Origin of the sequence: Mesorhizobium sp. WSM4935, assembly GCF_029625735.1 — a bacterium.
Lineage (GTDB): Bacteria > Pseudomonadota > Alphaproteobacteria > Rhizobiales > Rhizobiaceae > Mesorhizobium.
In genome coordinates this window covers 42,957-66,690 of the sequence record NZ_JARTVR010000016.1, presented here as the reverse complement: position 1 = coordinate 66,690, position 23,734 = coordinate 42,957, and the positions used below count along the sequence as shown (strand labels likewise).

Here is a 23,734-nt window from a genome sequence, read left to right as displayed (position 1 = left end):
GGAAACCGGGGACAATATCAAAAGAAAATTTTCCTGATACGTTGAGTGACGAAGCGTGACTGGACTGAAAACATTTAAGTTTTTCGTGAAGAGTGGCCACGAAGGAAGGGCTGCGATCAATTATTTTGACCGGCGAAATCCGTATGTGATTTCTGTCTAATATATCTTTCGTCTAGGCAAGCGATGGGTGCAGGGGGCGTTGCCGAATCACAAAAAGGGACAAGCATGGCAACTCTGCATTACGCGTCTGGCGGCTCGGCCGCCGAGGTGGCAACGGCCGGTTTCAATCTGGTCGATGTCCAATATCTTTCCCAGGTGAACGCGCTTCCCGACGGAATGAAGGGATTGGTCTATCTCAGCGCCCATGATGGCGTCACCCAATCCTTCATCGATAAAGTCACTCCGTTCCTCAACAACCCGAAGGTTTTCGGATTCTTCCTGATGGACGAGCCGGATCCGACCGGCAGATGGGGGACTTACGCCAGCGCGGAGAATCTGAAAGCGGAATCGGACTGGATTCACTCACATTTTCCGGGCGCGAAGACCTTCATCACGATGATGAATATGGGATCTTCCACCAACCCCGATTTCACCAACACCTACAATCCCGCAAACACCGGCATCGACTACTACGGTCTTGACCCCTATCCGGTGCGCACCGGCACAACCAGCGTCGACTACGACATGATCGACAGGGCCGTGGCTGCCGCAGTCAAATCAGGTATCCCGATCGACAAGATCATTCCCGTCTACCAGACCTTTGGCGGCGGCGGCTGGGAAACCGATACGGGCGGAAAGCACGTCATGCCCACCTCGTCGCAAATGCAGACGATGATGGATCACTGGGCCAAGCTGGTGCCGTCGCCGGCGTTCGACTACGCCTATGCATGGGGCTCGCAGAACGGCGACACCGCGCTTGAGAACTCGCCGGAACTGCAGGCCGTGTTCCGGCAGCACAATGCCAGCTCGACCTCGTCAACGCCGCCGGCGACCACTGAGCCGACACCGCCGGCGACCACTGAGTCGACACCGCCGGCTACCTCCCAGCCGATACCGCCGGCCACCTCCCAGCCGACGCCGCCAACGTCAGACGCGACGCCGCCGGAGACGACCACAGACTCTTCTCACAACGATCATGTGATCAATGGCGGCAAGGGCAACGACACCTACCACATCAACAATGTGCATGACAAAGTCATGGAAGCTAGCCGTGGCGGCTTCGACAAAGTGATGGCGTCGGTCAGCTATGCCCTGTCCGCCGGCTCGCATATCGAGCAACTTTCCACCTCCAATAAGGCTGGCAAAACCGCCATCGATCTGAAAGGCAACGAGTTCGGCCAGACGATCATCGGCAACAATGGCGATAACAAGATAAATGGCGGCGGCGGGTCGGACCTGCTGAAGGGCTATGGCGGACACGATGCCTTCGTGTTCAACACAGCACTTGGAAAGTACAATATCGACAGGATCGCCGGTTTCGACGTCTCTCGAGACAAGATCCATCTCGACCACGGCATATTCGCCGGGCTTCAGAAGGGAGCGCTTGCAGCCGGCGATTTCCACATCGGCCGCAGCGCACATGATGCGAGCGATCACATAATCTACAACAGCTCGACAGGAGCGCTTTCCTTCGACAGCGACGGAGTTGGCGGCCATGCGCAGACTCAATTTGCGAGTCTGGCCCCGCATCTCCACCTGGGTGAAAACTCCTTTCTTGTAGTCTGACAAGATGCCTCACCGGCGGGAGCGACCAGCTCCTGCCGGCAAGCCCTCGAGACCGGCCTAGGTCGTTCCTGCTGGAGTTCGGCCTAAGCTGACGGTGAGCTTAGCTCCCGTCGATCGGTATTCAATCTCCTTTGTGATCTCCACTTTCCCTGGACATCCGCTCCAAAAATCGATCAACTCTTGCTTGTGCCGGGCCGCAGCCTCGCGTTTTTCGCGGCTCGCGGGAACATTTTGCCCCGATCCAGGTTGATGGGCTGGTGGTGGAGCAAGGGGCGGAGGGTGACATGCCGAATTACGAGGTCGAGGAGATCTTCGCCGGAAAGGTGATCGTCTCTCACAAGATCGTTGCGCCAACGCCCTTCCGGGCCGCAAAGCTCGCAACCAATCGGGACGTTACGCTGCGAAACTCCGAAGTCCGATGGATACGGGTCTTTGAAGAAGACCGAAGGCACCGGGCGTATGAATACACCGTCATCGAGCGACCGCAGTTTGTATCGCGCGCTGGGCCATCATAGAGCCTTGGCGTCCGTCGGCGTCGTGTTTGCGGCCGGCTTCCTCCGAAGAGCCGTGCTGTGGCTCCATTTCTACGCTCGATAGCGAGAGACTCTCATCCAGCCAGCAGTAACCATCGGGGCGTCCTGCCGAATCTGCAGCGGTTTCCGATACCCATTGCCCTGACCACTGGTCCTGTCATTCGAACAGACGAGGACAAGTCTAGGGGCCGCCCCTAGCTTTGATGGTGGACTGAACGCTTTCCTCGCAAAGACAGCGGGCCATGAAAGACTATCCAAGTTCCAGCCATTTCGGGCAGCTGGTGGACCGCAGCTTTTGGGGAGTGGTGAAATGAAGCCACACCTGGTCTGCGTTGGCGGCGAGGATCACGCGCTGCGAATTCCATTTCTCATGGAGGTGCGTGAGAGGGGCTTCCAGATCACTGCCGTTTCGACCTGCGACGGCGCCTCATTCCTAAGGCATGGGATCGCGCACAGGCGCTATGGCTTCGACCGCTTCAGCAACGGCAGCGGGAAAGCGGGCACGATTAGGGCGCTGCGCGGATTGATGGCCGAGTTGCGCCCTGACATCGTGCAGAGTTTCGACACCAAGCCCAATCTTTTGACCCCGCTCGCGGTGCGAGGGCAGGTGCCGGTTGTCCGCACGATCAACGGGCTGGGCTGGACCTTCTCGTCACGTGCGCCGCGCGCCTTGGCGCTTCGGCCGATCTTCTGCGGTCTGCAGTGGCTGGCGTCGCTTTGGACAGCGGCGACAGTGTTCCAGAACCGCGACGATCAGACTTTCTTCGAGCGATATCGGCTGCTTGGATACAGCGACAAGCGCCTCATCGCCGGTTCAGGCGTCGACATAGGCGCATTCGCGGCGGCGAGGCACCTTGGGCCGCCGCCTGCAAGGATGCGCCAGGAATTGGGGCTTCAGACGGCTGAAGTCGTGATGTTTGTCGGTCGACTGACCCGGCAGAAGGGGATTCCGACCCTCCTTAAGGCCATGCCAAAAGTTCTCGCCAAACGGCCGGACGCGCGCTTCGTGTTGATTGGACCGTGGCAATCCGAAGGCCCATTTGCCGTCGACGAAACGGAAATTCGACGCCTTGGTCCAGAGGTACTTGTGTTGGGGAAACGCCAGGACGTTCCTGCGCTTCTTGGCATGGCTGACGTCTTCGCCTTTCCAACCGAATACCGCGAGGGAGTTCCTCGCGTGCTGCTGGAAGCCGGGCTTGCGGGCCTGCCCATCGTTGCCTCGAGAATGCCAGGCTGCACCGATGTCGTCCAGGATGGATGGAACGGTTATCTGGTTGCGCCGCGGGACGCGGACGCATTGGCGGATCGCATAGTCGACCTGCTCTCGGATCGTAAGCGCGCCAAGGCTATGGGTGCTCGTAGCGCCGCGCTCGTCAGAGAGCGTTTTGCCCTACCGGGAGTGGTCGAGCAGTATTGCGATCTTTACAGGAGCGTGCTGGCGGCTCGGGCCAGGGGCGGTCTTGCGCATTCCGCGTCGGCGGGCCGTATCGCCAAGCGCCGATTGGGCGAGGCACGCCGATGATAAGGGATGCATTGCTCGCTGCGGGCGTCGTCTTGTCCTTCGCGTCGCAGATATCCGTACCGGGCTTGCCATTCGGCTACGGCGAGCTTTTCCTCGTGCTCTGGATCATGCTGTCGATCGGCCGAATCCTGGCAGGCGGCCCGATCGAAGCGACGCCAGCCTTTCTAAAATTGGCGAAGTTCTGGTTGCTTCTGTCGCTGACTTTGGCGATCGGCACCGCCGTCGGCTACTCCACCACGGTGCTCTATCTCACAGGGCTGTCGCACGACGCGATGGCCTATGCGCTCCTGGCGAGCGTCACCTGTCTTGCCGTCTTGGAACCCGACGCCGAGTCCCGTCTTCGGCGCAGCGGCTGGTGGGTGATCGCAATCGCTTTTGGCGCCTTCATGGTCCAACTCGGACTTGCCTGGGGTTGGGTCCATCAGTCGGGGGTAGATCCGTGGTATTGGGATCGCTTCCGCGGCTGGTCGGAAAATCCAAACCAACTCGCGCTTTATTGCGCCGTCTTCGGCCCGCTGGCTCTGCACCTTGCGGTGACCACCAACAACCGGTGGGCCCAGTTTTTCGCACTATCCAGCCTTATTCCGATCTTTTACGTCGGACGGCTGACCAAAAGCGACACCTATCTCTACACCACCATTCTGAGCGGCCTCGTGTTTCTTGGAATGCGGCTCGGGGCCTGGTTCGCATCCGCCGATGGCAGAGCCAGTCTTTCCCGGCAGATTGCGCTCTTGCTGATCGTCGGCGCCGTGCCGCTGGCGGTCGCGGTTGCGCCATATGCCGTCGCCGAGGAGAGCAGCGTGGCGCAGTTCGCCAAGAGCCTCACCAAGGACGGAGGTGGCGAGGCGACTGCGGAGACGTTTGACCTGCGGGTTTTTCTGTGGGGCGAAGCGATCGAGAAGGGACTGCAGTCCTGGTCGCTCGGCCTTGGTCCCGGTCCGCACCTGGAGCGGCCGCCGGTCGCGGACAGGCAATTCCTGGAGCGGCCGTTCGAAGCCCACAACACCATTCTTGATCTCTATCTGCAGGGGGGATTGGTGGCAGTCCTCGCCCTGGTTTGGATTGTCGGGTCGGCCGCCATGTCTGCTTGGCGCAGCCGGTTCGACGCGCTCTCGGTGCTTCTTGCTTCGGTGGTCGTCTTCAGCATGCCGCATCTGATCATTCGTCATCCGATCGTGTGGTTCGCGCTGACGTTCTGCCTCGTCGCAGGAATGCGTCCCGAGATTCACCTGCGGCCCCAGCAGGTAAGGGTGGCGTGATGTGCGGTATCGCTGGAATTCTGATCTCACCGGCGCAAATGGACCCGAAGTTGCTCGAGGCGATTGGGCCTATGACAAGCTCGCTTCGGCTCCGCGGTCCTGACGGCCAGGGGCTGTGGGTGGATCGCGACGCCGGGATTGCCTTCGGCCACCGGCGGCTCGCCATCGTCGACCTGTCGAGCACAGGGCGGCAGCCGATGCGCTCCGCCAGCGGCCGTTACGTGATCACCTTCAACGGCGAGATCTACAATTTCCGCGACCTGCGGCGCGAACTCGAAAGCGCGGGTCGACAGTTCCGTGGGACCGGCGATACCGAAGTCCTGTTGTGCGCCATTGAGACGTGGGGTCTTGAGTCTTCCCTGAGGCGCTGCGCGGGGATGTTTGCCTTTGCGCTATGGGATTTGGAGACCAAGACCCTTCACCTTGCCCGGGACAGGATCGGCAAAAAACCTCTCTACGTCGCATTAGCTGGGCATGCCCTGGTTTTTGCGTCGGAGCTCAAGGCAATCCGGTGCTTTCCCAGCTTCTCTCCCGAGCTCGATTTCGGCGCCGCCGGAGCCATGCTTTCGAAAGGATGGGTGCCGGATCACGCATGCATCTGGCGGAATGCGTTCAAGTTGCCGCCCGGTTCCGTGCTCTCGGTCAGGTCGACGGATATCGCACAGGCGGGCAGCGTCACATCGCTTTCCCAGCGTGTCAAGCACTGGTGGTCGCTGGCCGAAATTGCCACCAAGGGCCGCGAGGACCCGATCGCCGGCAGTGACGACGATCTCACCAACGAGCTCGACGATCTGCTGCGGCTCGCAGTTCGCGAACGCATGATCGCCGATGTGCCTTTGGGCAGCTTCCTGTCGGGCGGCATCGACAGCTCCACCGTCGTGGCTTTGATGCAGGCTCAATCCAGAAGCCCGGTGCGCACTTTCACCATCGCGTTCTCGGAGGGGGGATTTGACGAGAGCGGTTATGCGGCCGACGTGGCAAAACATCTGGGCACGGATCATACGGAGCTTCACCTTTCGCCCGAGGCGGCACGCCAGGTCATTCCGGAACTGCCCCGGATATGGGACGAGCCATTCGCCGACGAATCCCAGATACCGACGCTGCTGGTGGCACGGCTCGCTCGCCAGCATGTGACGGTCGCCCTGTCGGGCGACGGCGGCGATGAATGCTTCGCCGGCTATGGTCGTCACTTCATGGCGGACCGGCTGAAGCGTCAGCAAAGTCTTCCGTTGGCAGTGCGGCGCACGCTAGCGACCGGCCTGGACTTGCTGGCCCGCGCGGCACGCGAGGATATCCTCGACAGGCTCCCGCTTGCCGCAAATATGCGCCACATGCTGCGGAGCGACCGGCTTAATCGGTTCGCCGGCCTGCTCAGCGCAAGGCATGAAGATGATTTGTATCAGCGGTTGGTAACATCACCGACCGCCAGCCTCACGCGGCACGACCAGTCTTCATCGATCGCCGCGCCGAAACTCGACGGGCTGCTATCGCGCGTTCTCTACGACGACATGGCCGGTTATTTGCCTGGCGACATACTGGTGAAGCTGGACCGCGCCACCATGGCCAACGGACTTGAGGGGCGGTGTCCCTTGCTTGACCACCGCGTCATCGAGTTCGCCTGGCGCTTGCCGTCGGATGCAAAGGTGCGCGACGGCAGAGGCAAGTGGATCCTTCGCAATCTGCTGCGTCGCTATCTTCCAGACCGGCTGATCGACAGGCCGAAGCAAGGATTCGACGTTCCCGTTGCCGCATGGCTGAGAGGTCCTCTGCGGAGCTGGGCGACCGATCTTCTCGCCGATATCCGGCATGACGGTGAGGACGTGCTGGACAGCGCCAAGGTAGACGGTTGCTGGCGCGATCATATGCGGGGGCAGGATCGCTCGCGCGAATTGTGGTCCGCCTTGATGTTTCAGGCCTGGCGCTATGAGACAAGGCAAGCGCCAATCGCGACCGGGTCGCGTGAACTCGACATGGCAGGAGTATGAAATGGCAGGTTCCGCCGTCAGCCGAATGAAACTTCCGCAAGGCATTCCCCAACCTGCTCCAACAGTTGTCGAACAGAGGGATCGCATCCGGCAACGGCGCGAATACGAACCACCTACGCCCACGCACGAACTGATGGCTGCCCTGGCAAGAAGAAAATGGCTGATCCTTGCCTTTGCGCTTGTCGGTGGGATCCTCGTGGCGCTGGCCGGCCTGGTCCGCCCTGTGATGTTCGAGGCGACCAGCCAGTTGATAATCGATCCGCCGGCGCGCAGTTCCGTTGCTCCGGGCGGGTCGTCCGCGCAGGACCTTGTCGATTCCAGCATCGATGACCACATCACCATGCTTTCGTCTCAGGGCCATCTGCGCCGCGTAGCGGCTGCGCTGCACAAACTCGAAGGCACCACGGCGGCGCAGGGTTCGCCTACAACCGGAACGTCCGGGCCTGGTCCAGCTCCTGTGTCGATAAGGTCGCGTGCTGCCGAGATCATCGAGCGACTTTGGCCCCAGAGTGGGGAAGCCGCCATCGATCCCGACCTGAAGCTGCTGAGGAATAGGATAAGGATTGGGCAGGAGTTGCGCTCAAGGGTGATCTCCGTTGCCTTCGCGGACGAAGATCCGGTACGAGCCGCCACGGTCGCCAATACATTTTCACAAGTCTATATCGATGAGCTCGCGAAAAGGCGACAAGCCGAAGACAGGCAAGAACTCGATACAGTGGTCGCCAGTCTGCCCGCCGTGCAAAGCGACCTTGTTTCGGCGACCGATCGGCTGGAGAAATACAGGCTGAGCCATGGGGCCGTCGATCAAGGCGCGGCTGACAATGCGGCCAGGGAAAGGGCTGATCTCAGCCAGCAGATATCGATGTCCAAGGCCGATCTCGCGGCGATGGAGGCGCGCCTTCAACATATCCAGGATCTTCGCAAACAGGGTGCGCCAATCACCTCGCTGGCCGAAGCCATGGGTACTCCGGATCTGGCCGACCTTGCGGCCCGCCAGGCCAAGACGCCGGCGGACAAGGATCTGAGCGCGAGGATCGACAACGAGATCCAGCAGGGCCTGGCGAGCGCCGAGACGCAGGTGAACACTTACCGGGCTCAGGTCAAGGCGCTGGAAGATCGCAAGAATGTTCTCGATGTCGTGGTGGCCGACACCGCCAGCCGGCTTTCCGGTTTGCGCGCGCTCGAACCCCAGGTCAACCTGCTAACCCAAAGATACAACGAGCTCCTGAGCCGGCAGCAGGATCTGACGCGGCGCATCGCCGCTCCTTCAGCAGGCGTCTCGATCCTTTCCCCGGCATGGCCGCCGGCCAAACCGCAGACTTTGCCGCCGATTTTCCTGGTGCCTCCGGGGATGATCGCTTTCGCCATACTCGGTGCAGCCTTCGTGCTGTTCCGCAACAGGTTCAATCGCGCCCTGCGCGGGGAGGCCGAGACCGAGGCAGCGCTCGGAATTCCTTGCATTGGCCTCATTCCTGAGCCTGGCAAGATCGCAATGAAGCAACTGCGGCAATTGATTCTGGATCAGCCCAAATCCGCTTACAGTCGTGCCGTCACGTCGCTTCTGGTTAGCGCGGCACCAAACCAAGCAAGGTTGCGTTCCCCACGTACCATCATGGTCACGTCCAGCTTGCGCTATGAGGGTGCGAACGAGCTTGCCTGGAGTTTGGCTTTGGCCGCTATACGGTTGGGTGGCCCGGTTCTTCTGATCGATCTGGAACCCACGCGCCATCAACTAACGCAGGAGTTCGTCCGCCAGGGCGGCGGGCCGAAGGCTCACCGCTCATTCGGCGATTTTATCCGCAATCGCTGTACTCTGGAGGATGCGATCGTGAGTGTGCCCGGTGCGGGCATCGACCTGATGACCGTTGCGCCGGCCGAGGATTTGCTCGAGCTTCTCGCGCGCGCAGATAGCCTTGAATGCAGGGATGAACTGCAGGCTGAGTACAGCCTGGTCATTATCAACGGGCCATCCGGCCTCGCCGGACCGGAAGCAAGATTCCTGACGAGTTGGGCCGACGCGATCCTTCTTGCCATCCGCTGGAACAGCACGCCGCGCGACATCGCCCGCGGCGTTTTGGAGTTGCTTCAACGGGACGGCGCGAGCTCGATTCCGATCGGGAGCGTCCTTACCCGGGTCGATCTGAAACGACACGCCAAATTCCGATTCGGTGACAGCGGGGACTTGTTGCTTGCGCGGATCCCGTGAGGCCGGCCGCGAAGCGCCATGTCGAGTGTTGAACCGTGATCGTCGAGCTCTTCGGTCCGCCAGGTTCGGGCAAGACAACCTTAGCACACGTTCTTGCCATGCGGTTGCGCGAAGACGGATACCGTGCCGAGGTTGTCCGCAGCTACCGACCAGCGATCAGATCCGGAAAACTTGATCTGGGCGCCCTTCTGTTCGTATCGAGGATCGTCTCGGCGACCGTCTCCACGGCTAAGGTCATTTTTTTCCCACGCAATGGAGGGTCGAATCTATCGAAATCCCTGCTCATGCTCAGAGCGATGCCACCGAAAAAACCGATCTGGCGAGCCCGGATCTGGCAGCAAATATTGAAGCTGTCGCACGCCTGGGATCGAGCCAAGCTGGCCCACGATATTCTTATCTTCGACGAGGGTTATGTTCAGGCGGTCGGATCCCTGGCGTTGCTCAATGGAAATGCGGACAAAGCTGTTCTCAAAACGATGCTGGGCGATGTGCCGGTCGCGGATCTCACGATCAGAGTTCTGGCGCCGCGAGCGACGGTCGCGGCTCGTCTTCGCCGGCGCATGGAGCGTGAGCCACCGGCGGAGCGGCTCTTCGAGGCCGATTTCGACGTCAATATGCGTTCGCTCAGCGTCTTCAAGACGATAAGCGATATACTTGCCGTGTCGGGGCGAAACGTTGTCTGTGCGAAGACTTCAAGCCAGCGTTCCACAATGAAAAGCGCGCAGGCCGTCGAACAGGCGATCATCGCCAGATACATTCTGGGCACAACGGATGGTGAGCGCCAGCGGGTCGAGCAGCCATCCGAAGCAGTGGAGCCCCACGGGCCATAGCCGCCATCTTTGGCCATCCAACCTGCTGATCCAACTCGGAAAAACGCAGCCGACATGCTGACGGGACCGTTGGTCGACAACCGAGCTTTCTCATCCCCAATCGATGTTTTATTCCCCCACCACGGATCGAACCGGCATTTGGATGCGTGCCATCATTCAGGTGAATGATGGCGTGATGCGACAGCCTCCGTACGCTCCTATTCCAGTCGTCAGCCGTTTCTCGGAATCGCGAACCAATGTCCTACAGCGACTTTCTGAGATCCAGGGAGGGGCGGATAACAGCAAGCCCGATTGGCAAGATCGTCCGCGCGGCGGGCGGCGTTTCGGCAATGGCGATTGCAGGGCAACTCACCCTGGTCGCCACCATTCCGATACTGGCCCGTCTCTATTCCCCTGCCGACTTCGGCATCTTCACGATCTATCTCGCAACGGTAAACATCCTCGGCGCGGTCGCAGCGCTGCGCTTCGAGCCCTCGCTCTATGGGGTCAAGGAAACCGAGCAGATCTACGTCACCGTAAAGCTTATCGTGATGGCCGTGTTGACGACGGGTGTGCTCGCTTTTGCTGTAGGGCAGATGCTTTTGGGTCTGGCGCCTACCCAGCTCAGGCACCTTTTCTGGCTCGTTCCGCTTGGCATGAGCGGCGCCGCGCTCGTCGAAGCGATGAATTGCTGGGCCTTGCGTGCGGGCCTGCTGCGCGATTTCGCTCTCGGCCGGCTGATCTTGCCGGCCACCATGGCGTTGCTGCAACTGATTTTTGGCGTAGCCCATCTCGGGGGCGAGGCGATGGTGCATGCGCATGTCCTCAGCCAGTTCATTTTTCTCGCCTTTCTGGGCTCTCGGATTCTGAGTTGGGACGACCTGCGTGGCATCTATCGAGCGCCATGGAGAAGTGCCTTCAACAAGGCAGTCAGGGAATACAAGTTCCCATTGTTCGATATCCCCGCGACCCTCGGCAGCTATGCCATCAACAATCTTCCGGCAATTCTCGTAGGTTCGTTGTTCGGCGCAGCTTTCGCCGGTTATCTCGGCGTCGCGTCACGGCTGGTAACAGGGCCCATCGTGCTGATAGCCACTCCGCTGAGCAACGTGTTCGTCGCCGAGGCGAACAAGAGCAGCGATCGCGGACATATCCTTGGCGTCGCGCGTGGCCTCTTGATCCTTGTCACGGGCCTTACTGCGTTGCCCATCTTGGCGCTTGGGCTGGCTGCTCCATACCTCGTCGTCCCGCTCCTGGGCGAGGCCTGGATGCCGACTGCGCAAATTATGACTGCCTTGGCATTCATGGGCGCGGTGCAGGCCTTGTCGACACCGCTCAGTGAAATTCCTGCCCTGTTGCGGCGGCAGGAGGTGCGGCTGGTCGTCGACGCGGCGCGGATGGTGCTTGTCTTCGGTCCGCTGCTCGCCGGCGCCAAGGCTGGGTGGGAAGCTATTGACGTCATCTATCTCATGGCTATTGGCGGGATGGTTGGGTTTGCCATCAAAACCGCAGCCTCATTGTACCTTCTGAAGCGGGAAACCGAACCGGCACAGGCGACATTGTCCAGTCCGTATTCAATCGCGAGGAAACAGCACGATGAAGCTCCTGTTGAGTAGCGACACGCGTCCTGAAGGAGCCATGCCGTCGCTAGAGCCGGCGACCGGCGGCAAAAGTGAGACAAATCTGTCAGCGCTTGGCCCCGTGGCCAATGTCGCTCATGCTGCCGACACGTCACCCGCGCGCCCGTTCATTTCCGTTGCCGTTCCGACGTTTCGCCGGCCGGACACCATCAGGCGCACCATCGACAGCATTGTGGGGCAGGACTTTTCCAACTGGGAACTTGTCGTCAGCGACGACGAAGGACCAAAGGGGTCGAGTTGGCCCATCTTGGAAGAGTATGCGCGACGCGACCCGCGCATCCGGATCGTCGAAAACCGCAGGGGCCGGGGGCAGGTGGAAAACACCAACAACGCCATGCTTGCCTGCACAGGCAGATGGATCAAATTGTTGCATGACGACGATTGGCTGGCCCCGGGCGCTCTGAAGAGGTTCGCCGAGATCTCGGTCAAATATCCGTCGGCAGCGTTCATGACCTGCGCGGCGCATGTTGTTGAGGAAAACCGGATCGTGATGCGGTCGGACCCGCCGGAGCAAAACCGGGTCTCGCTCTATTCGAGCCAGCAATGCCTGACGGACCTCTATCTGGTACGGGTGACCAGGAGCCTTGGCATCATTCCGTCGACGCTGCTGATCAACGCCGCCGTGATCCACGCCGGATGCCAGATGCGCGCACACAAATCCATCCCGGCCGGCGTCGATCAATTGTTCTTTGTCGATCTGGCCCGCTACGGCGAGATGGTGGCAATCAACGAAGGGTTGATCTTCTATGATGCGACACATCATCCGAGCATAACGACGTCGAAGAGCTACGAGGACGTGGATGAGGTCACTCTTGCCGTCAAACAGCTCAATTGGGATCTGATCGAGGATAGAAGGGGCCTCCCGGAACCGGAGCCGCTTTTGCGTGCGCTGCGGGTCGCTCGCATCCCGGCCAGGTTCCGAAATCAGTCCTGGCGAACGACGATGCGAGACGCCGTGCAGATCTTTCGGCCGTCCGTGATGAAGATCGCGAACCAGTATGCCCTGGAATACCTGTTCAGGATCCGACCAAAACTCGGCGCGCTGCGGACCCGTAAACGCTGACAATACGCTCCTGATATGCCGAGGCCCGCCTGAGGAATTGTGTTGGTATTCCGCGGGACAGCTCGATACCGGCACCCTGCGCGAGCCGCTAGAGCATTTTGCAGCCAAGCGGAATCGCTTGGCGTCACACAAATGCGGCTAAACAAGGAGATAGGGCAGTTTAGTCTAGGCGTCATTGGCGTCGAGACCGCATTCGGCCGATGCCTTAGAAACAGGGCGGGCGTAGTCATTTGCACGGAGCAAATTCCAGGAAAAGGATGAGCGTTTTCCGTCCGGAATTGCATCAATACAAAAGAAAAGAGCGCTTCGCCGAACCGTGAAACGGTGAAACGCTCGAAGCAGACGTGGAGCAAACGGCGTGCTCTCGGAAAACCAAGCACGCCGGATGATCGGAGGGTTTCTGGTTCTATGGCAGCACCGAGATGCGCCCCAGAAGAGCGACCAGCTCCGCCTGACGCCTTGTCTCTGTCTTGGCGAATAGCGAGGCGAGCTGGGTGCGGATCGTGGTTCGGCTGAGCCGGTTGCGCTCGGCAATTTCCAAGGGGGCGTCGCCACTCGCCAAACGCAACGCCAGCTGTGTTTCGGCGCCGGTCAACCCAAACATTTTCCGCAGGGTCTCCGGATTGGGTCCGGTTCTCGGCTGGCGATCGAGAAGCGCGACGATGATCGACCCATCGGGGGTGACAACGCCTTCTTCGTTCATGATAACCGGCCGGTCGCCAGCGCTGCGAATGACGATCCAGGACAACGATCCGGCAGGAAAATGCGCAGGCACGCCAGCGATAAGGCTCCTTAGTGCCGCCGATAGATCGCCGGGCGAATCCAGAGAATCCGCACAGGCCTCGAGGATGGTTTCGGCGGCCGCATTCCATTCAAGCACCCTCTTTGCCTCACTCAGCACAAGCCACCCGCAGCCGATGCGCTCGAGCATGCCGGTTATGGAATTAAGGCGCGGCCGCACGCATGTGCCATTGGTGGCCGGCCTGATGGTTTTGCGTGAAGCGCTTCGCGCGAACGCGGTCGTTGTTCTGCTGCCGGCACCAGCCGCGACCATGCCAAACCTTGCGATCGACCCCGTGTCATTCCGCCCGCTGACCAGATTCATGGATCATCCATCCTTGTTTTCTGTCTCTGTTGTCCGCGCTTGACGACGGACAGCCAGACGATTGTGCTGGCTTCATAAGACCCTGATTTTTGGCGGCCTGAAAGCAACCAGTCGTACTAGCTGCACGGTCGATGATCTAACCTCGACGAACTAGACCAAAAGTTGTAGTTAATTTGGATGAAGTTGCCGAGGAGGTCCGATCCTGTCGCCAACTCACTTGGCGTCGACGGCTGTTCTGGTCGCCACGCTGCTCTTTGAGGTAACTGTTTCCGTCGCGGGTGCCACAGACCCCGCATTCCTTGAATTTATTCCGGCGATTGTTGTCATCGCCTTCCTGGAAAGCCGCCTGATTGCGGTCGGATCGACGCTTTTGATGGCGGCTGCCGGCCTGGGTGCCCGGATGGTTATGAATGGTCAGCCTCTCGCCGATGATTGGGCGCGCGCAATCCTGCTTGTGCTTGCCGGGGGCATGATCGCCTTTCTTTTCGATCGGTCCAGGCAAAGCTTACAAGCCGCGCTGGACGTCAGGCTCGCCGCGGTCGAGGCTGCGGAGTCCCGTTACCGCCGGGCTTTTGAACGAGCTGCGCTGGGCTTTGCGACTGCGAACGACAGAGGGGAATTGCTGAGGCTGAACAAACGCCTCAGTGCCTTGCTCAGCTACCCCGAAGACGAGCTTGTCGGGCGGCCCATAGATGAGCTTGTCCATCAAGACGATCGCGCGCTGCTGAAGAATTCGCTCGCCGCCTTGACCTCCGAAGCGCCGTGGTTCGGCTCGGAAATGCGTCTGATCAGAAGGGATGGCAGCACACTTTGGGCTTGGTTGACGCTCTCTCTTTCTGCGTCTGACACGGTGCCGTTGGACAGCCTGTTTGTGGTCGTAGACGACATAACCGAGCGAAGAGCCGCCCGCGAAGCGCTGATAGCTCAAAACGAATGGCTCGACCTCGCATTGTCTGCCGGCCGGTTGGGCACCTGGCGCATAGACTATAGCCAGGACGTGATCTCGGGCTCACGTCAGTTTTGGGAGATTCTAGGCTTGCCTCCGGCCGCGTTCCGCCCCCTGTCGGATCTGTCATCCATCATCCACGCCGCGGACTGGGAGAAGCTGGTGTCGCGTCCAGGAAAGGGGCAGCCCGGGGCCAACTACGACGTGGAGGTTCGCCTCCAGCGCCCTGGCGGCGAAGTCCGTTGGGTCGCCTTGCGGGGACGCGAGGAAAGCCGCAATGGCCGTGACCAGCGCATTGGCATCGCGGCGGATCTGACCGAGCGACGGCAAACCACGCTGCTGCGGGCTGCGGTAAGACGGCAAGAAAAATTGATGCTGGAGCAGCGTCACCGGTTCAGCAATCTGTTCCCCGTCATCACGGCGATAGTGAAGATGCTGGACGCGCCGGAGGGCAGTCTCGCCAAGTTCAAGGAAATGCTGGTCGAGCGAATTCGCGCGCTTGAGGCGACGCATATGCTGCTCACGCGCAGCGCGGATGGATCATCCACCATCCGTGATCTCCTGGTGCGGGAACTGAAGCCTTTCGCGGACGCTGGCAAGACAGTGATCACGGGCCCCGATGTCAGGATTTCAGGCGGGGCGGCGGAGAGTTTCGCAATGATTGTCCACGAGCTCACGACCAATTCGATCAAGCACGGCGTGCTCGGCGATGCGCAGGGCAACGTTGAGGCACGTTGGGATTTCACGTCAGCCGGGGCGGACGATGAGATTGTTTTCGAGTGGATAGAAACGGGGCGCCGGCGCGCGGCTTCGATCAAGCGCCCGGGTTTCGGATCCGTGGTTCTGGGAGTCGACGGGACACCACTTATAGGCCATTCCTCGCAATTCGAGGTGCGGGAGGATGGATTGCGATATTCCCTTCGGCTGTCGTCGAAGGAAGTGCACGCTTAGCTCACACCGTTCCAAACCAGGTCTTTATCAGAACCGCCGCCTCGGTGCGATTGCGCACTCCCAATTCCCGCATGATCGCCGCCGCATGAATCTTTGTGGTGGCCTCGGCGATATCGAGATCTCTCGCTATCTCCTTGTTCGAATATCCATCCGCCATCAGCCGCAGAACATCCTTTTGGCGGGATGTGAGTCTTTCAAGAGCGCCAGCGCCGGCGTTGCTGCCGTGACGGATTTCGAGCACCTGATCGTGGGTTCCCAAATGTCGGGAAAGGAGCGCCGGCACGTATATGCGGCCCGCGAGGATTTCCTTGACCGCGAGCACGACCTCGTCATCGCTTTGCGATTTCACGATATAGCCGTGCAGTCCCACATTGAGAGCGGTCAGGATTTCGGAGCGTGAATCGTTTCCCGAAACGATCGCAAAGCGCGTGTCTGGGTACGCGGCCAAAACATCGCCGATCACTTCTTGAGTGAAGAGCCCAGGCATGTTCAGGTCGAGCATCGCGAGGTTGACCCGCTCGTGCTCGGCAAGAAGGCCAACCACGGCATCGAAGCATGCGGCCTCGAATATCTCGACGTCCTCAATGCCGGCAGTCAGCGCCAACCGCAGGCCACGCCTATAGAGACCGTGATCATCGGCGATGACAATTTTGTACATTGTACCCCAACGCACGCACTTCCGGCCCGGAGACTACGGCACACGTCCAGAACGTCTTTGCCTACAGGACTTAATTCTGTGACGATGCGTGACTTGGTCCGCCAAGCTGGAACCCAACAGCAATCTACCCCTTCCAATAAAAAAGGCTACTCCGCGTTTACCATAATGCAAAGTCGGACCTTGGTCCCTGGCCGCGATGGAGTCCGCGCCCGCGCATGCTGCAACACCGCCTGCCCTTTCACCATCGTCCAGCTGAGCGCGCCATTCGAACGCACGACGACAGGCCTGCAGGCTGAGCGTATCTCTCGCTTAGTTCGGAGCACGTCTGGCAGATCGGGTGGCAGGAGCTGCACGGGCGAGGTTCGGACGCCGAGCTTGATTGTTGGCCTGTGTCGGCCGTGTGCGCAGGGAGTATCCTATGAAAGCTGTTATCCAATGCGGTGGAATGGGCATGCGTCTGCGTCCCTTCACATCGGTTCTGCCAAAGCCTCTGATGCCTATCGGTGCCCGGCCGGTGCTTGAGTTGCTGCTCAAATGGTTGCGGCGCAACGGCATCGAGAATGTCTACGTCACGACCGGCTACCTCGGCCATCTGATCCGCAGCGTGTGTGGCGACGGTTCGCAATGGAACCTCAAGATACGCTATACGCAGGAAATGGAACCGCTCGGGACCATCGGCCCACTCTCCCTGATTAGGGACGAATTGGATGAACCATTTCTGGTCCTCAATGGCGATGTGCTTACCGATCTGAGCCTCAGCCGGTTCGTGGCGGCGCACCGGGCCCACAAAGATCTGGTTACAATCGCGACGGCGGCGCGCGTCACCAAAATGGACTTTGGCGTCATCGACGAGGTCAATGACACTGTCCAGGTGTTTCGCGAAAAGCCTGCGCTCACTCATCTGGTGAGCATGGGAATCTACTGCATGAATCCGGCGGTTCTGCAGTTCATTCCATCCGGCATCCCCTTCGGCTTCGACGATCTCATGTTGCAAATGCTCCAGGATGGGCAGGTCGTGCACGTCTACAAGCACGAGGGGCTTTGGCTGGACATTGGCCGCGTCGAAGATTTCCAGAAGGCGCAGACGGTTTCCTGGGAGGAGCAGTCAGCTTCGATAGAGGTCGCCGCGGCCGCAGCCTGAGCGGATTTTCCAGTCGCGAGAGTCACCGGGAGGTTGGGATGCTCTTGGTTAGTGCTCCCTTGTTGGGTGTGCCGGAGAAGGCCGCTTTGTCGAAAGTAATCGACAGCGGCTGGCTGACGATGGGCGAACGCGTCAGGGCATTCGAAGAAGCGTTCGCCGCGATGCATGGCGCCGACGATTGTGTCGCCGTCAATTCCTGCACCGCAGCCCTCCACCTTATTCTGCATGGACTAGGAATCGGACCCGGCGACGAGGTTCTGGTGCCTTCGTTGACATTCGTGGCGACCGTGAACGCAGTCTTGTACGTCGGCGCCAAGCCCGTCTTCGTCGATATAGAATCCGATGACGTGCCTCTGATGTCGGTCGAGGATGCGGAGGCAAGCTGCACCTCCCGCACCAGGGCTGTAATTCTCGTCCATTTCGCAGGCTATCTCGCAAACAAGCTGGAGTGGCAGACATTCGCAAGCGCGCGAGGGCTCTACATTATCGAGGACGCCGCGCATGCTCCCGGCCTGAAGGAGGTTGGGACCTTTGGCGCGGGAGCGGCGTTCAGCTTCTACGGCAATAAGAATATGACCACCGCCGAAGGCGGCGTGGTCATTACGCGTGACCCCGACCTGCGGGAGAAGATTCGACAGGCGCGTGGCCACGGCATGACCACCGGCACGCGGCAGAGGCTGAACAGCCGCACGCCGCAATACGATGTGACCATGCTGGGCTTCAACTATCGCATGGATGAATTGCGGGCAGCCATCGGCCTGGTTCAGCTTCGCAATCTGCAGGAATGGAATGAGGTCAGGCGCGTCCTTGTCACATTGTATCGACGCCTCATCTCCATGCGCTGTCCGGCCGTTTCCATGCCGTTTGCCGAACCGCGCCGCTCTGCCTATCACATCATGCCGATCCTGTTGCCCCGTTACGTCAACCGACAAGAGGTCATCGATGAACTGCGGGCGCAGGGCATACAGACGACAATTCACTATCCGCCTGTGCATCAAATGACGCTCTACCGGGAGCTTTTCCCCGGAGTTCATCTGCCGCGCACCGAGGACTTCGCCGACCGTGAACTGACCATTCCGCTGCATCCGCAGATAACATCTCCCGTGGTGGAAGCAGTCGTGGACGCCCTGGCATCCGCCCTCAACAGCTGTGCCCGAGCAGGGACAGCGGCATGAACGCGTTGGACATGCCCATTGGCCGGCTTGCAATGCGCTGCGTGAGCCATGGACGAGGCCGGCGCGCCATCGACATCATTGCCGCGTGTCTTGGCCTCATCGTCCTGTCTCCGTTAATGCTGCTTATTGCAGCGGCACTGCTGATCGAAGGCGGCCGCCCGGTGCTCTTTGTCCAGCCGCGAATTGGCGCCGGCGGTCACCTTTTCCGTATGTACAAGTTCCGAAAATTCTACCCGCAGTGCGATACGGGGGGGCTCGCGCTGACGCTTGCCAACGACGCGCGGATGACGACGGTGGGCAGGTTTCTTGCTTTCAGCAAAATGGACGAGCTGCCGCAGCTGTGGAACGTTCTGAAAGGCGACATGGCGCTGGTCGGCCCGCGCCCGGAAAGCTTGTCATTCGCTGAGTGCTTCAGGGACGGCTACGAAGCTGTCCTGCAATACAAGCCAGGCCTGTTCGGTCCTGCTCAGATCATGTTCCGTCATGAGGCTCATTTCTATCCTCGAGATGTCGAGCCGACTGCCTTCTACAAGGAGGTTCTGTTTCCGGCAAAGGCGAAGATCGATCTTTCTTATTATGGCCGCCGGACAATCCTTTCGGACGCGGCGCTCATCATTCGAGGTGTTTTCATCGTTCTCGGCACGACTGCGGGCCGTTCGACCGGCGCATGAGCCGTTCGAATGGTCGTCGCGGCATTCGCCGGGTTAGGGCCAAGGAGTGCGAGGACTGTCAGGACATGACCTACAAGGGCAAGAGAGTATTGGTCACCGGGGCGGATGGCTTCATAGGCTCGCATCTGACTGAAGCGCTGGTTCGCGGCGGGGCCGATGTGACGGCGTTGGCTCTCTACAATTCGTTCGACAGCCACGGCTGGCTGGATGACCTGCCGGACGAGATCCGAAGCCAGCTCAAGCTCGTCCGCGGCGACGTTCGCGACAGTGCCTTCCTGAACCGGATCGTACGCGGCCAAGCCGTCGTGTTTCATCTCGCCGCATTGATCGCCATTCCTTACTCCTACGCGGCCGCCCAGTCGTATGTGGAAACCAACGTCCTGGGCACCGTGAATGTGCTCGAAGCCGCCCGTCAGTGGGATACCGAGCGCATCGTGCACACCTCGACCAGTGAGGTGTATGGCACCGCTTTGACCATGCCGATCAACGAAACCCACCCGCTGCAGGGCCAGTCGCCCTACTCGGCTTCCAAGATCGGAGCCGACATGATGGCGGAATCTTACGCCCGCTCCTTCGATGTTCCCGTCGTGGTGCTGCGTCCATTCAACACCTTCGGGCCACGGCAAAGCGAACGGGCGATTGTTCCGACCCTCATCAGGCAGGCCGTCGACCCAAAATGCCAGGCCATCATGGTAGGGGATACGAGTCCGGTCCGCGACCTTACCTTCGTCGAGGACACGGCCGCGGCGTTTCTCAGCGCAGGTTCCGCCGAGCTCGAATTCGGCCATGCCTACAATGCCGGAAGCCAGCGTGCCGTGACCATATCCGACGTGCTGGACCTGGTGCTGGAGTTGAGCGGTTCCAACAAGCCCGTCCGTCGTGACGAGAGCCGGCTGCGCCCGCAAAATTCCGAGGTCCGGGCGCTGTTGGCGGATTCATCCCGGCTTGAAAGCGCAACTGGATGGCGGGCTAAAACGGACTTGCGCGAAGGCCTTAGGCGGACCATCGCCTGGTGGCGGGCGCGCCTGAGCGAGGGGCGCGTACGTCATGAAATGAGCTACATGACATGAGGTTTTCCAAGCTTTCCGCCGCATTGCTGCTGGTTTGCGTTGCCGCATTTGTCGGCCTGCGAACGGTAGGGGGGCAGGCGAGCGACACGTTCGCCGGCTTCGTGGCTCCGGTGGCGATGAATTTGCCGGAATATCTTCGTCCCGCCACGGACCCCGCATTCGGCACGAGCATCGTCCGCATCTCCAAGCCCGGCCCTCTTGGAAATGGGGTCGTTTGCGGGCCCAAATATTGCAGCCATCGCTATTCGAGCGCTCAAGCCTGGAACGCGGACCAGACACTGCTCCTGCTCGACAATGGCTGCAATGGTATGTGCTTTCTCGACGGGCACACCTACAAGGCGCTGTTTTGGCGCAAAAGAGGGGGCGAGTGCGAGTGGCATCCCCGAAATGCCGAATTGATGATCTGCGTTCAGGACCGGGCGGTCTCAACCTGGGCGCCACGGACCAACCGCGAAGACGTCCTTTTCACATCCGCGGACTACCACGATCTGCAATTCGGTCCATCGAAGGGCAATCCCAGCCGGGACGGTAGCCGCATCGCGGTCCGCGCGATCCGCAAGGACGGCGCGGACGTCGTTTTTGCCTATGATCTGAGCCAGCGGCAGAAATTTCCGGATATCGACCTTTCTCAGGTACCTGGAAAGGCCAGTTCCTGCACAATCTCACCGCTCGGAGCGTATATCCTGTGTTTCCAAAATCTTGTGGATGGCACGGAGCAGAGAGCCATCTTCACCGTCGACGGCACCTTGCATCAGAGATGGACTGACCATCATCGTCCAGGCCATGGCGATCTGACCGTCGACGCGGACGGCAGCGAGGTTTATGTCGGCATAAGCAAATCCGACCCCGACAAGTTCCAGGTCATCAAGCGCAGGCTCTCGGACGGGAAGGTGACGTCCCTGACCGCATACGGTCAGGCGGAGCATGCATCGGCCCGGGCCGTGGCCAGGGGCGACTGGGTTTTCCTGAGCTATGGCGGTGACCCGCACGAGGTATCGGCCAATCCTGGCTGGGCTCCCTATGCGCGCGAGGTCATCGCCCTTCGCACCGACGGCAGCGGCGCCATCCGTCGTGTCGTGCAGACGCGGAATCCTCCTTCCGACTACTGGAGCGAAACGCATGCCTCGCCTTCTCCGGATGGCTCCCAGGTGATCTGGTCGAGCAACTGGGGCGTGCCGGGCGGCCCGGTCTACGAGTTCGTCGCGCGCCTCGATTGGAGCGAACGCCAAAACCCCAAGGAGGTTGTTGCCAATGACCAGCCTTAGCCGGTTCTCCTTTGCGCTTCTTGCAGTCTGTGCCACAGCGTCGATGGCCGTGGCGGCCGAGACATCGACCTACCGGATTTCGCCGGGCGACACGGTCGAGATCGGAATAACCTCCATCCCCGACCGGACGCAACGTGCCGTCGTCCAAATGGATGGCACGATCGTCCTGCCCGAGGCCGGCACGGTTTCGGTCGGCGGTCTGACGCCACCCGAATTGCAGAGCCGTATGCAAACGGTCCTGCCGACCAAGATCTTCCACATCCGCATGCCCGACGGCCGCGAACAGATGGTGGTCGTAAGGCCGAGCGACGTAACGGCGATCATCGCCGAGTATCGCCCCATCTATGTGACCGGCGATGTGCTCACCCCCGGACAGCAGGCCTACCGCCCGCTGATGACCGTGCGCCAGGCGATCGCCGTGGCCGGCGGTTTCAGCCTTTTGCGGGCGCGGACCAACCAGGCAGGCCCGGATCCGACGGATCTGCGACGCGATTACGAGATGATCTGGGGAGAATACACCAGGGACTACTTCCACAGCGCGCGCCTGCGCGCCGAGCTCGACAAGCAGGAAAGCTTCGACACGCAGCCTCCGCAAGGATCGCCGCTTTCCCCTGCGCTAGCGGCGGGCATAGCAAAGGCCGAAGCGGAAGCGCTCAAGCTCTCCCTGGATAATTTTAAGCAAGAGCAGAGCTTTGTCGAAAAGGGCGCCAAGGATGCCGCGGCGCAGATCGAGACGCTGATCAAGCGCGCACAGGATGAAGCGGATGCCGTCAAGGCCGATGAAGAGGACCTGGAGCAGGTCACCAAAGCGTTCAAGGCTGGAAACCTGACGAACAACAGGCTCGCCGATGTCCGGCGCGCCGTCCTGCTTTCGTCCAGCCGGGCGCTGGAAACATCGGTCGAGCTGATGAGAACAAAGCGCCAGCAGGAAGACTTTGCCAGGCAGCTCGAGCGCAACGAGAACCAAAGGCGCATCGGTCTGCTGAACGAATTGCGGGACACCGAGGTTCGCCTGGCCGATATCGGCACAAGACTTCGCGCCGCGAGTCAGAAGTTGCAGCCCTTGGGTGCAACCGCCGCGCCTCTTTCCATCGCCGGCGAGACCGTTCGAGCCCAGATGACAATTATTCGCAACGTCGATGGGCAATGGCGCAAGGAGGCCGCCGACGAGGATGCCGAGGTGGCGCCGGGAGATACGATCGAGGTCAGGTTCAGCAGCGAGCTGGAGAGCGCGGCGGCGCAATAGCGCCGGCGCTTCTGCACCATTCGGCGAGTGCTGGATCCGGTTGTGGAGGCAAGTCTTGAGCCAGGACATCGATGTGGCAGACGCCTATAGCAGAGGCAGCGCGGTCTTCATGGGAATGGAGATGCTTGTCGCATCCGGCGCGCTTGTGCCGAGGCCGGAGACGGAACTGCTGGGCTCGACCGCCGTCGACGTATTGCATCAAATGAACCTGCCGGCGCCGCGCGTGATCGACATGTGCTGCGGGGCCGGCAATCTCGCCTGCGCGATCTCCCACCAGGTTCCGGCGGCGCAGGTCTGGGCAAGCGATCTTACCGATGGATGTGTCGCGGTGGCGTGCCGGAATGTCGCCCACCATGGACTGGCTGATCGGGTGTCGGTCCAGCAGGGCGATCTGTTCGAAGCTCTCTCCACCCTGGTGCCTCAGGGCACGATCGATGTTGTCGTGTGCAATCCGCCCTATATCTCGGAGAAGCGGCTGGAGGGCGACCGCTCTCATCTGGTCGCGCTCGAGCCGCGCGAAGCCTTTGCGGCCGGGCCTTACGGCATCGCCATCCACATGCGCGTGGTGAGGGATGCTTTGCGGTATCTGCGGCCCGGCGGTGTGTTGTTGTTTGAAGTCGGCCTCGGCCAGGATCGCCAGGTCGCAAGCCTGTTCGAGCGGAACAGGGGTTACGAGAATGTCCGCGCCGTCACCAACCTCGCCGGCGAGGCGCGGGTCGTGCTTGGATACGCAAAAGCGCAGCCCTGAGCGCCTCGCAGAAGGC

Annotated in this window: 19 protein-coding genes; 17 read left to right on the top strand and 2 right to left on the bottom strand. The window is 60.6% G+C overall.

Translation table 11 applies throughout. The features are described from left to right. Positions 1-225: 225 nt before the first annotated feature. From P9273_RS27015 to P9273_RS26975, 9 genes are all read left to right on the top strand, one after another. Positions 226-1,725, top strand: coding sequence for a calcium-binding protein (locus tag P9273_RS27015; protein ID WP_278051496.1), 1,500 nt, complete (start codon positions 226-228; stop codon positions 1,723-1,725). A gap of 284 nt (positions 1,726-2,009) precedes the next feature. Further along, positions 2,010-2,240: a hypothetical protein gene (locus P9273_RS27010; RefSeq protein WP_278051495.1), complete on the top strand. Its 231-nt coding sequence runs from the start codon at positions 2,010-2,012 to the stop codon at positions 2,238-2,240. 328 nt (positions 2,241-2,568) lie between these two features. After that, positions 2,569-3,780, top strand: coding sequence for a glycosyltransferase (locus P9273_RS27005; protein ID WP_278051494.1), 1,212 nt, complete (start codon positions 2,569-2,571; stop codon positions 3,778-3,780). 107 nt (positions 3,781-3,887) lie between these two features. Further along, positions 3,888-5,039 carry an O-antigen ligase family protein gene (locus P9273_RS27000; protein ID WP_278051493.1) on the top strand — a complete coding sequence of 384 codons (1,152 nt, stop codon included), beginning with the start codon at positions 3,888-3,890 and terminating at the stop codon, positions 5,037-5,039. Next, complete coding sequence (asnB, locus tag P9273_RS26995) at positions 5,039-7,024, top strand: asparagine synthase (glutamine-hydrolyzing) (protein ID WP_278051492.1); 1,986 nt, start codon at positions 5,039-5,041, stop codon at positions 7,022-7,024. Before P9273_RS27000 ends, asnB begins: the two co-directional genes overlap by 1 nt. 1 nt (position 7,025) lies before the next feature. Continuing rightward, positions 7,026-9,230, top strand: coding sequence for a GumC family protein (locus P9273_RS26990; RefSeq protein WP_278051491.1), 2,205 nt, complete (start codon positions 7,026-7,028; stop codon positions 9,228-9,230). Between the two features lie 35 nt (positions 9,231-9,265). Next, positions 9,266-10,060 (top strand): AAA family ATPase, encoded by a 795-nt coding sequence (locus P9273_RS26985; RefSeq protein WP_082045310.1) that lies wholly within the window; start codon positions 9,266-9,268, stop codon positions 10,058-10,060. Between the two features lie 236 nt (positions 10,061-10,296). Beyond that, entirely contained in the window at positions 10,297-11,655 is a 1,359-nt protein-coding gene (locus tag P9273_RS26980) for a lipopolysaccharide biosynthesis protein (protein ID WP_278051490.1), read from the top strand. Beyond that, positions 11,636-12,742, top strand: a complete 1,107-nt coding sequence (locus tag P9273_RS26975; protein ID WP_278051489.1) for a glycosyltransferase family 2 protein — start codon at positions 11,636-11,638, stop codon at positions 12,740-12,742. The genes P9273_RS26980 and P9273_RS26975 overlap by 20 nt, the downstream gene beginning before the upstream one ends. A 406-nt stretch (positions 12,743-13,148) precedes the next feature. Here the strand turns inward: P9273_RS26975 and P9273_RS26970 are convergent, their stop codons facing one another. Beyond that, on the bottom strand, positions 13,149-13,847 hold the full coding sequence (locus P9273_RS26970) for a helix-turn-helix transcriptional regulator (RefSeq protein WP_278051488.1): 699 nt from the start codon (positions 13,845-13,847) through the stop codon (positions 13,149-13,151). A gap of 217 nt (positions 13,848-14,064) precedes the next feature. Between P9273_RS26970 and P9273_RS26965 the strand changes: the two genes are divergently transcribed. Next, positions 14,065-15,744 (top strand): PAS domain S-box protein, encoded by a 1,680-nt coding sequence (locus P9273_RS26965; RefSeq protein ID WP_278051487.1) that lies wholly within the window; start codon positions 14,065-14,067, stop codon positions 15,742-15,744. Between the two features lies 1 nt (position 15,745). On the opposite strand, the gene P9273_RS26960 is transcribed toward P9273_RS26965, so the two are convergent. Continuing rightward, complete coding sequence (locus P9273_RS26960; protein WP_041003403.1) at positions 15,746-16,402, bottom strand: LuxR C-terminal-related transcriptional regulator; 657 nt, start codon at positions 16,400-16,402, stop codon at positions 15,746-15,748. A gap of 418 nt (positions 16,403-16,820) precedes the next feature. Between P9273_RS26960 and P9273_RS26955 the strand changes: the two genes are divergently transcribed. From P9273_RS26955 to P9273_RS26925, 7 genes are all read left to right on the top strand, one after another. Continuing rightward, positions 16,821-17,543 (top strand): nucleotidyltransferase family protein, encoded by a 723-nt coding sequence (locus P9273_RS26955; RefSeq protein ID WP_041003405.1) that lies wholly within the window; start codon positions 16,821-16,823, stop codon positions 17,541-17,543. Between the two features lie 38 nt (positions 17,544-17,581). Beyond that, a complete protein-coding gene (locus tag P9273_RS26950) occupies positions 17,582-18,718 on the top strand; it encodes a DegT/DnrJ/EryC1/StrS family aminotransferase (protein ID WP_041003407.1) in 1,137 nt (378 codons plus the stop codon). Further along, the gene (locus P9273_RS26945) at positions 18,715-19,389 is read left to right on the top strand and encodes a sugar transferase (protein WP_278051486.1); all 675 of its coding nucleotides are present in this window, start codon (positions 18,715-18,717) and stop codon (positions 19,387-19,389) included. Before P9273_RS26950 ends, P9273_RS26945 begins: the two co-directional genes overlap by 4 nt. A 65-nt stretch (positions 19,390-19,454) precedes the next feature. Further along, on the top strand, positions 19,455-20,459 hold the full coding sequence (locus tag P9273_RS26940; protein WP_041003410.1) for an SDR family NAD(P)-dependent oxidoreductase: 1,005 nt from the start codon (positions 19,455-19,457) through the stop codon (positions 20,457-20,459). Then, on the top strand, positions 20,456-21,724 hold the full coding sequence (locus P9273_RS26935; RefSeq protein WP_278051485.1) for a hypothetical protein: 1,269 nt from the start codon (positions 20,456-20,458) through the stop codon (positions 21,722-21,724). The genes P9273_RS26940 and P9273_RS26935 overlap by 4 nt, the downstream gene beginning before the upstream one ends. Positions 21,725-21,767: 43 nt before the next feature. Next, positions 21,768-22,970 (top strand): polysaccharide biosynthesis/export family protein, encoded by a 1,203-nt coding sequence (locus P9273_RS26930; RefSeq protein ID WP_278051484.1) that lies wholly within the window; start codon positions 21,768-21,770, stop codon positions 22,968-22,970. A gap of 55 nt (positions 22,971-23,025) precedes the next feature. Beyond that, entirely contained in the window at positions 23,026-23,718 is a 693-nt protein-coding gene (locus P9273_RS26925; RefSeq protein WP_278051483.1) for a N5-glutamine methyltransferase family protein, read from the top strand. Positions 23,719-23,734 lie beyond the last annotated feature (16 nt).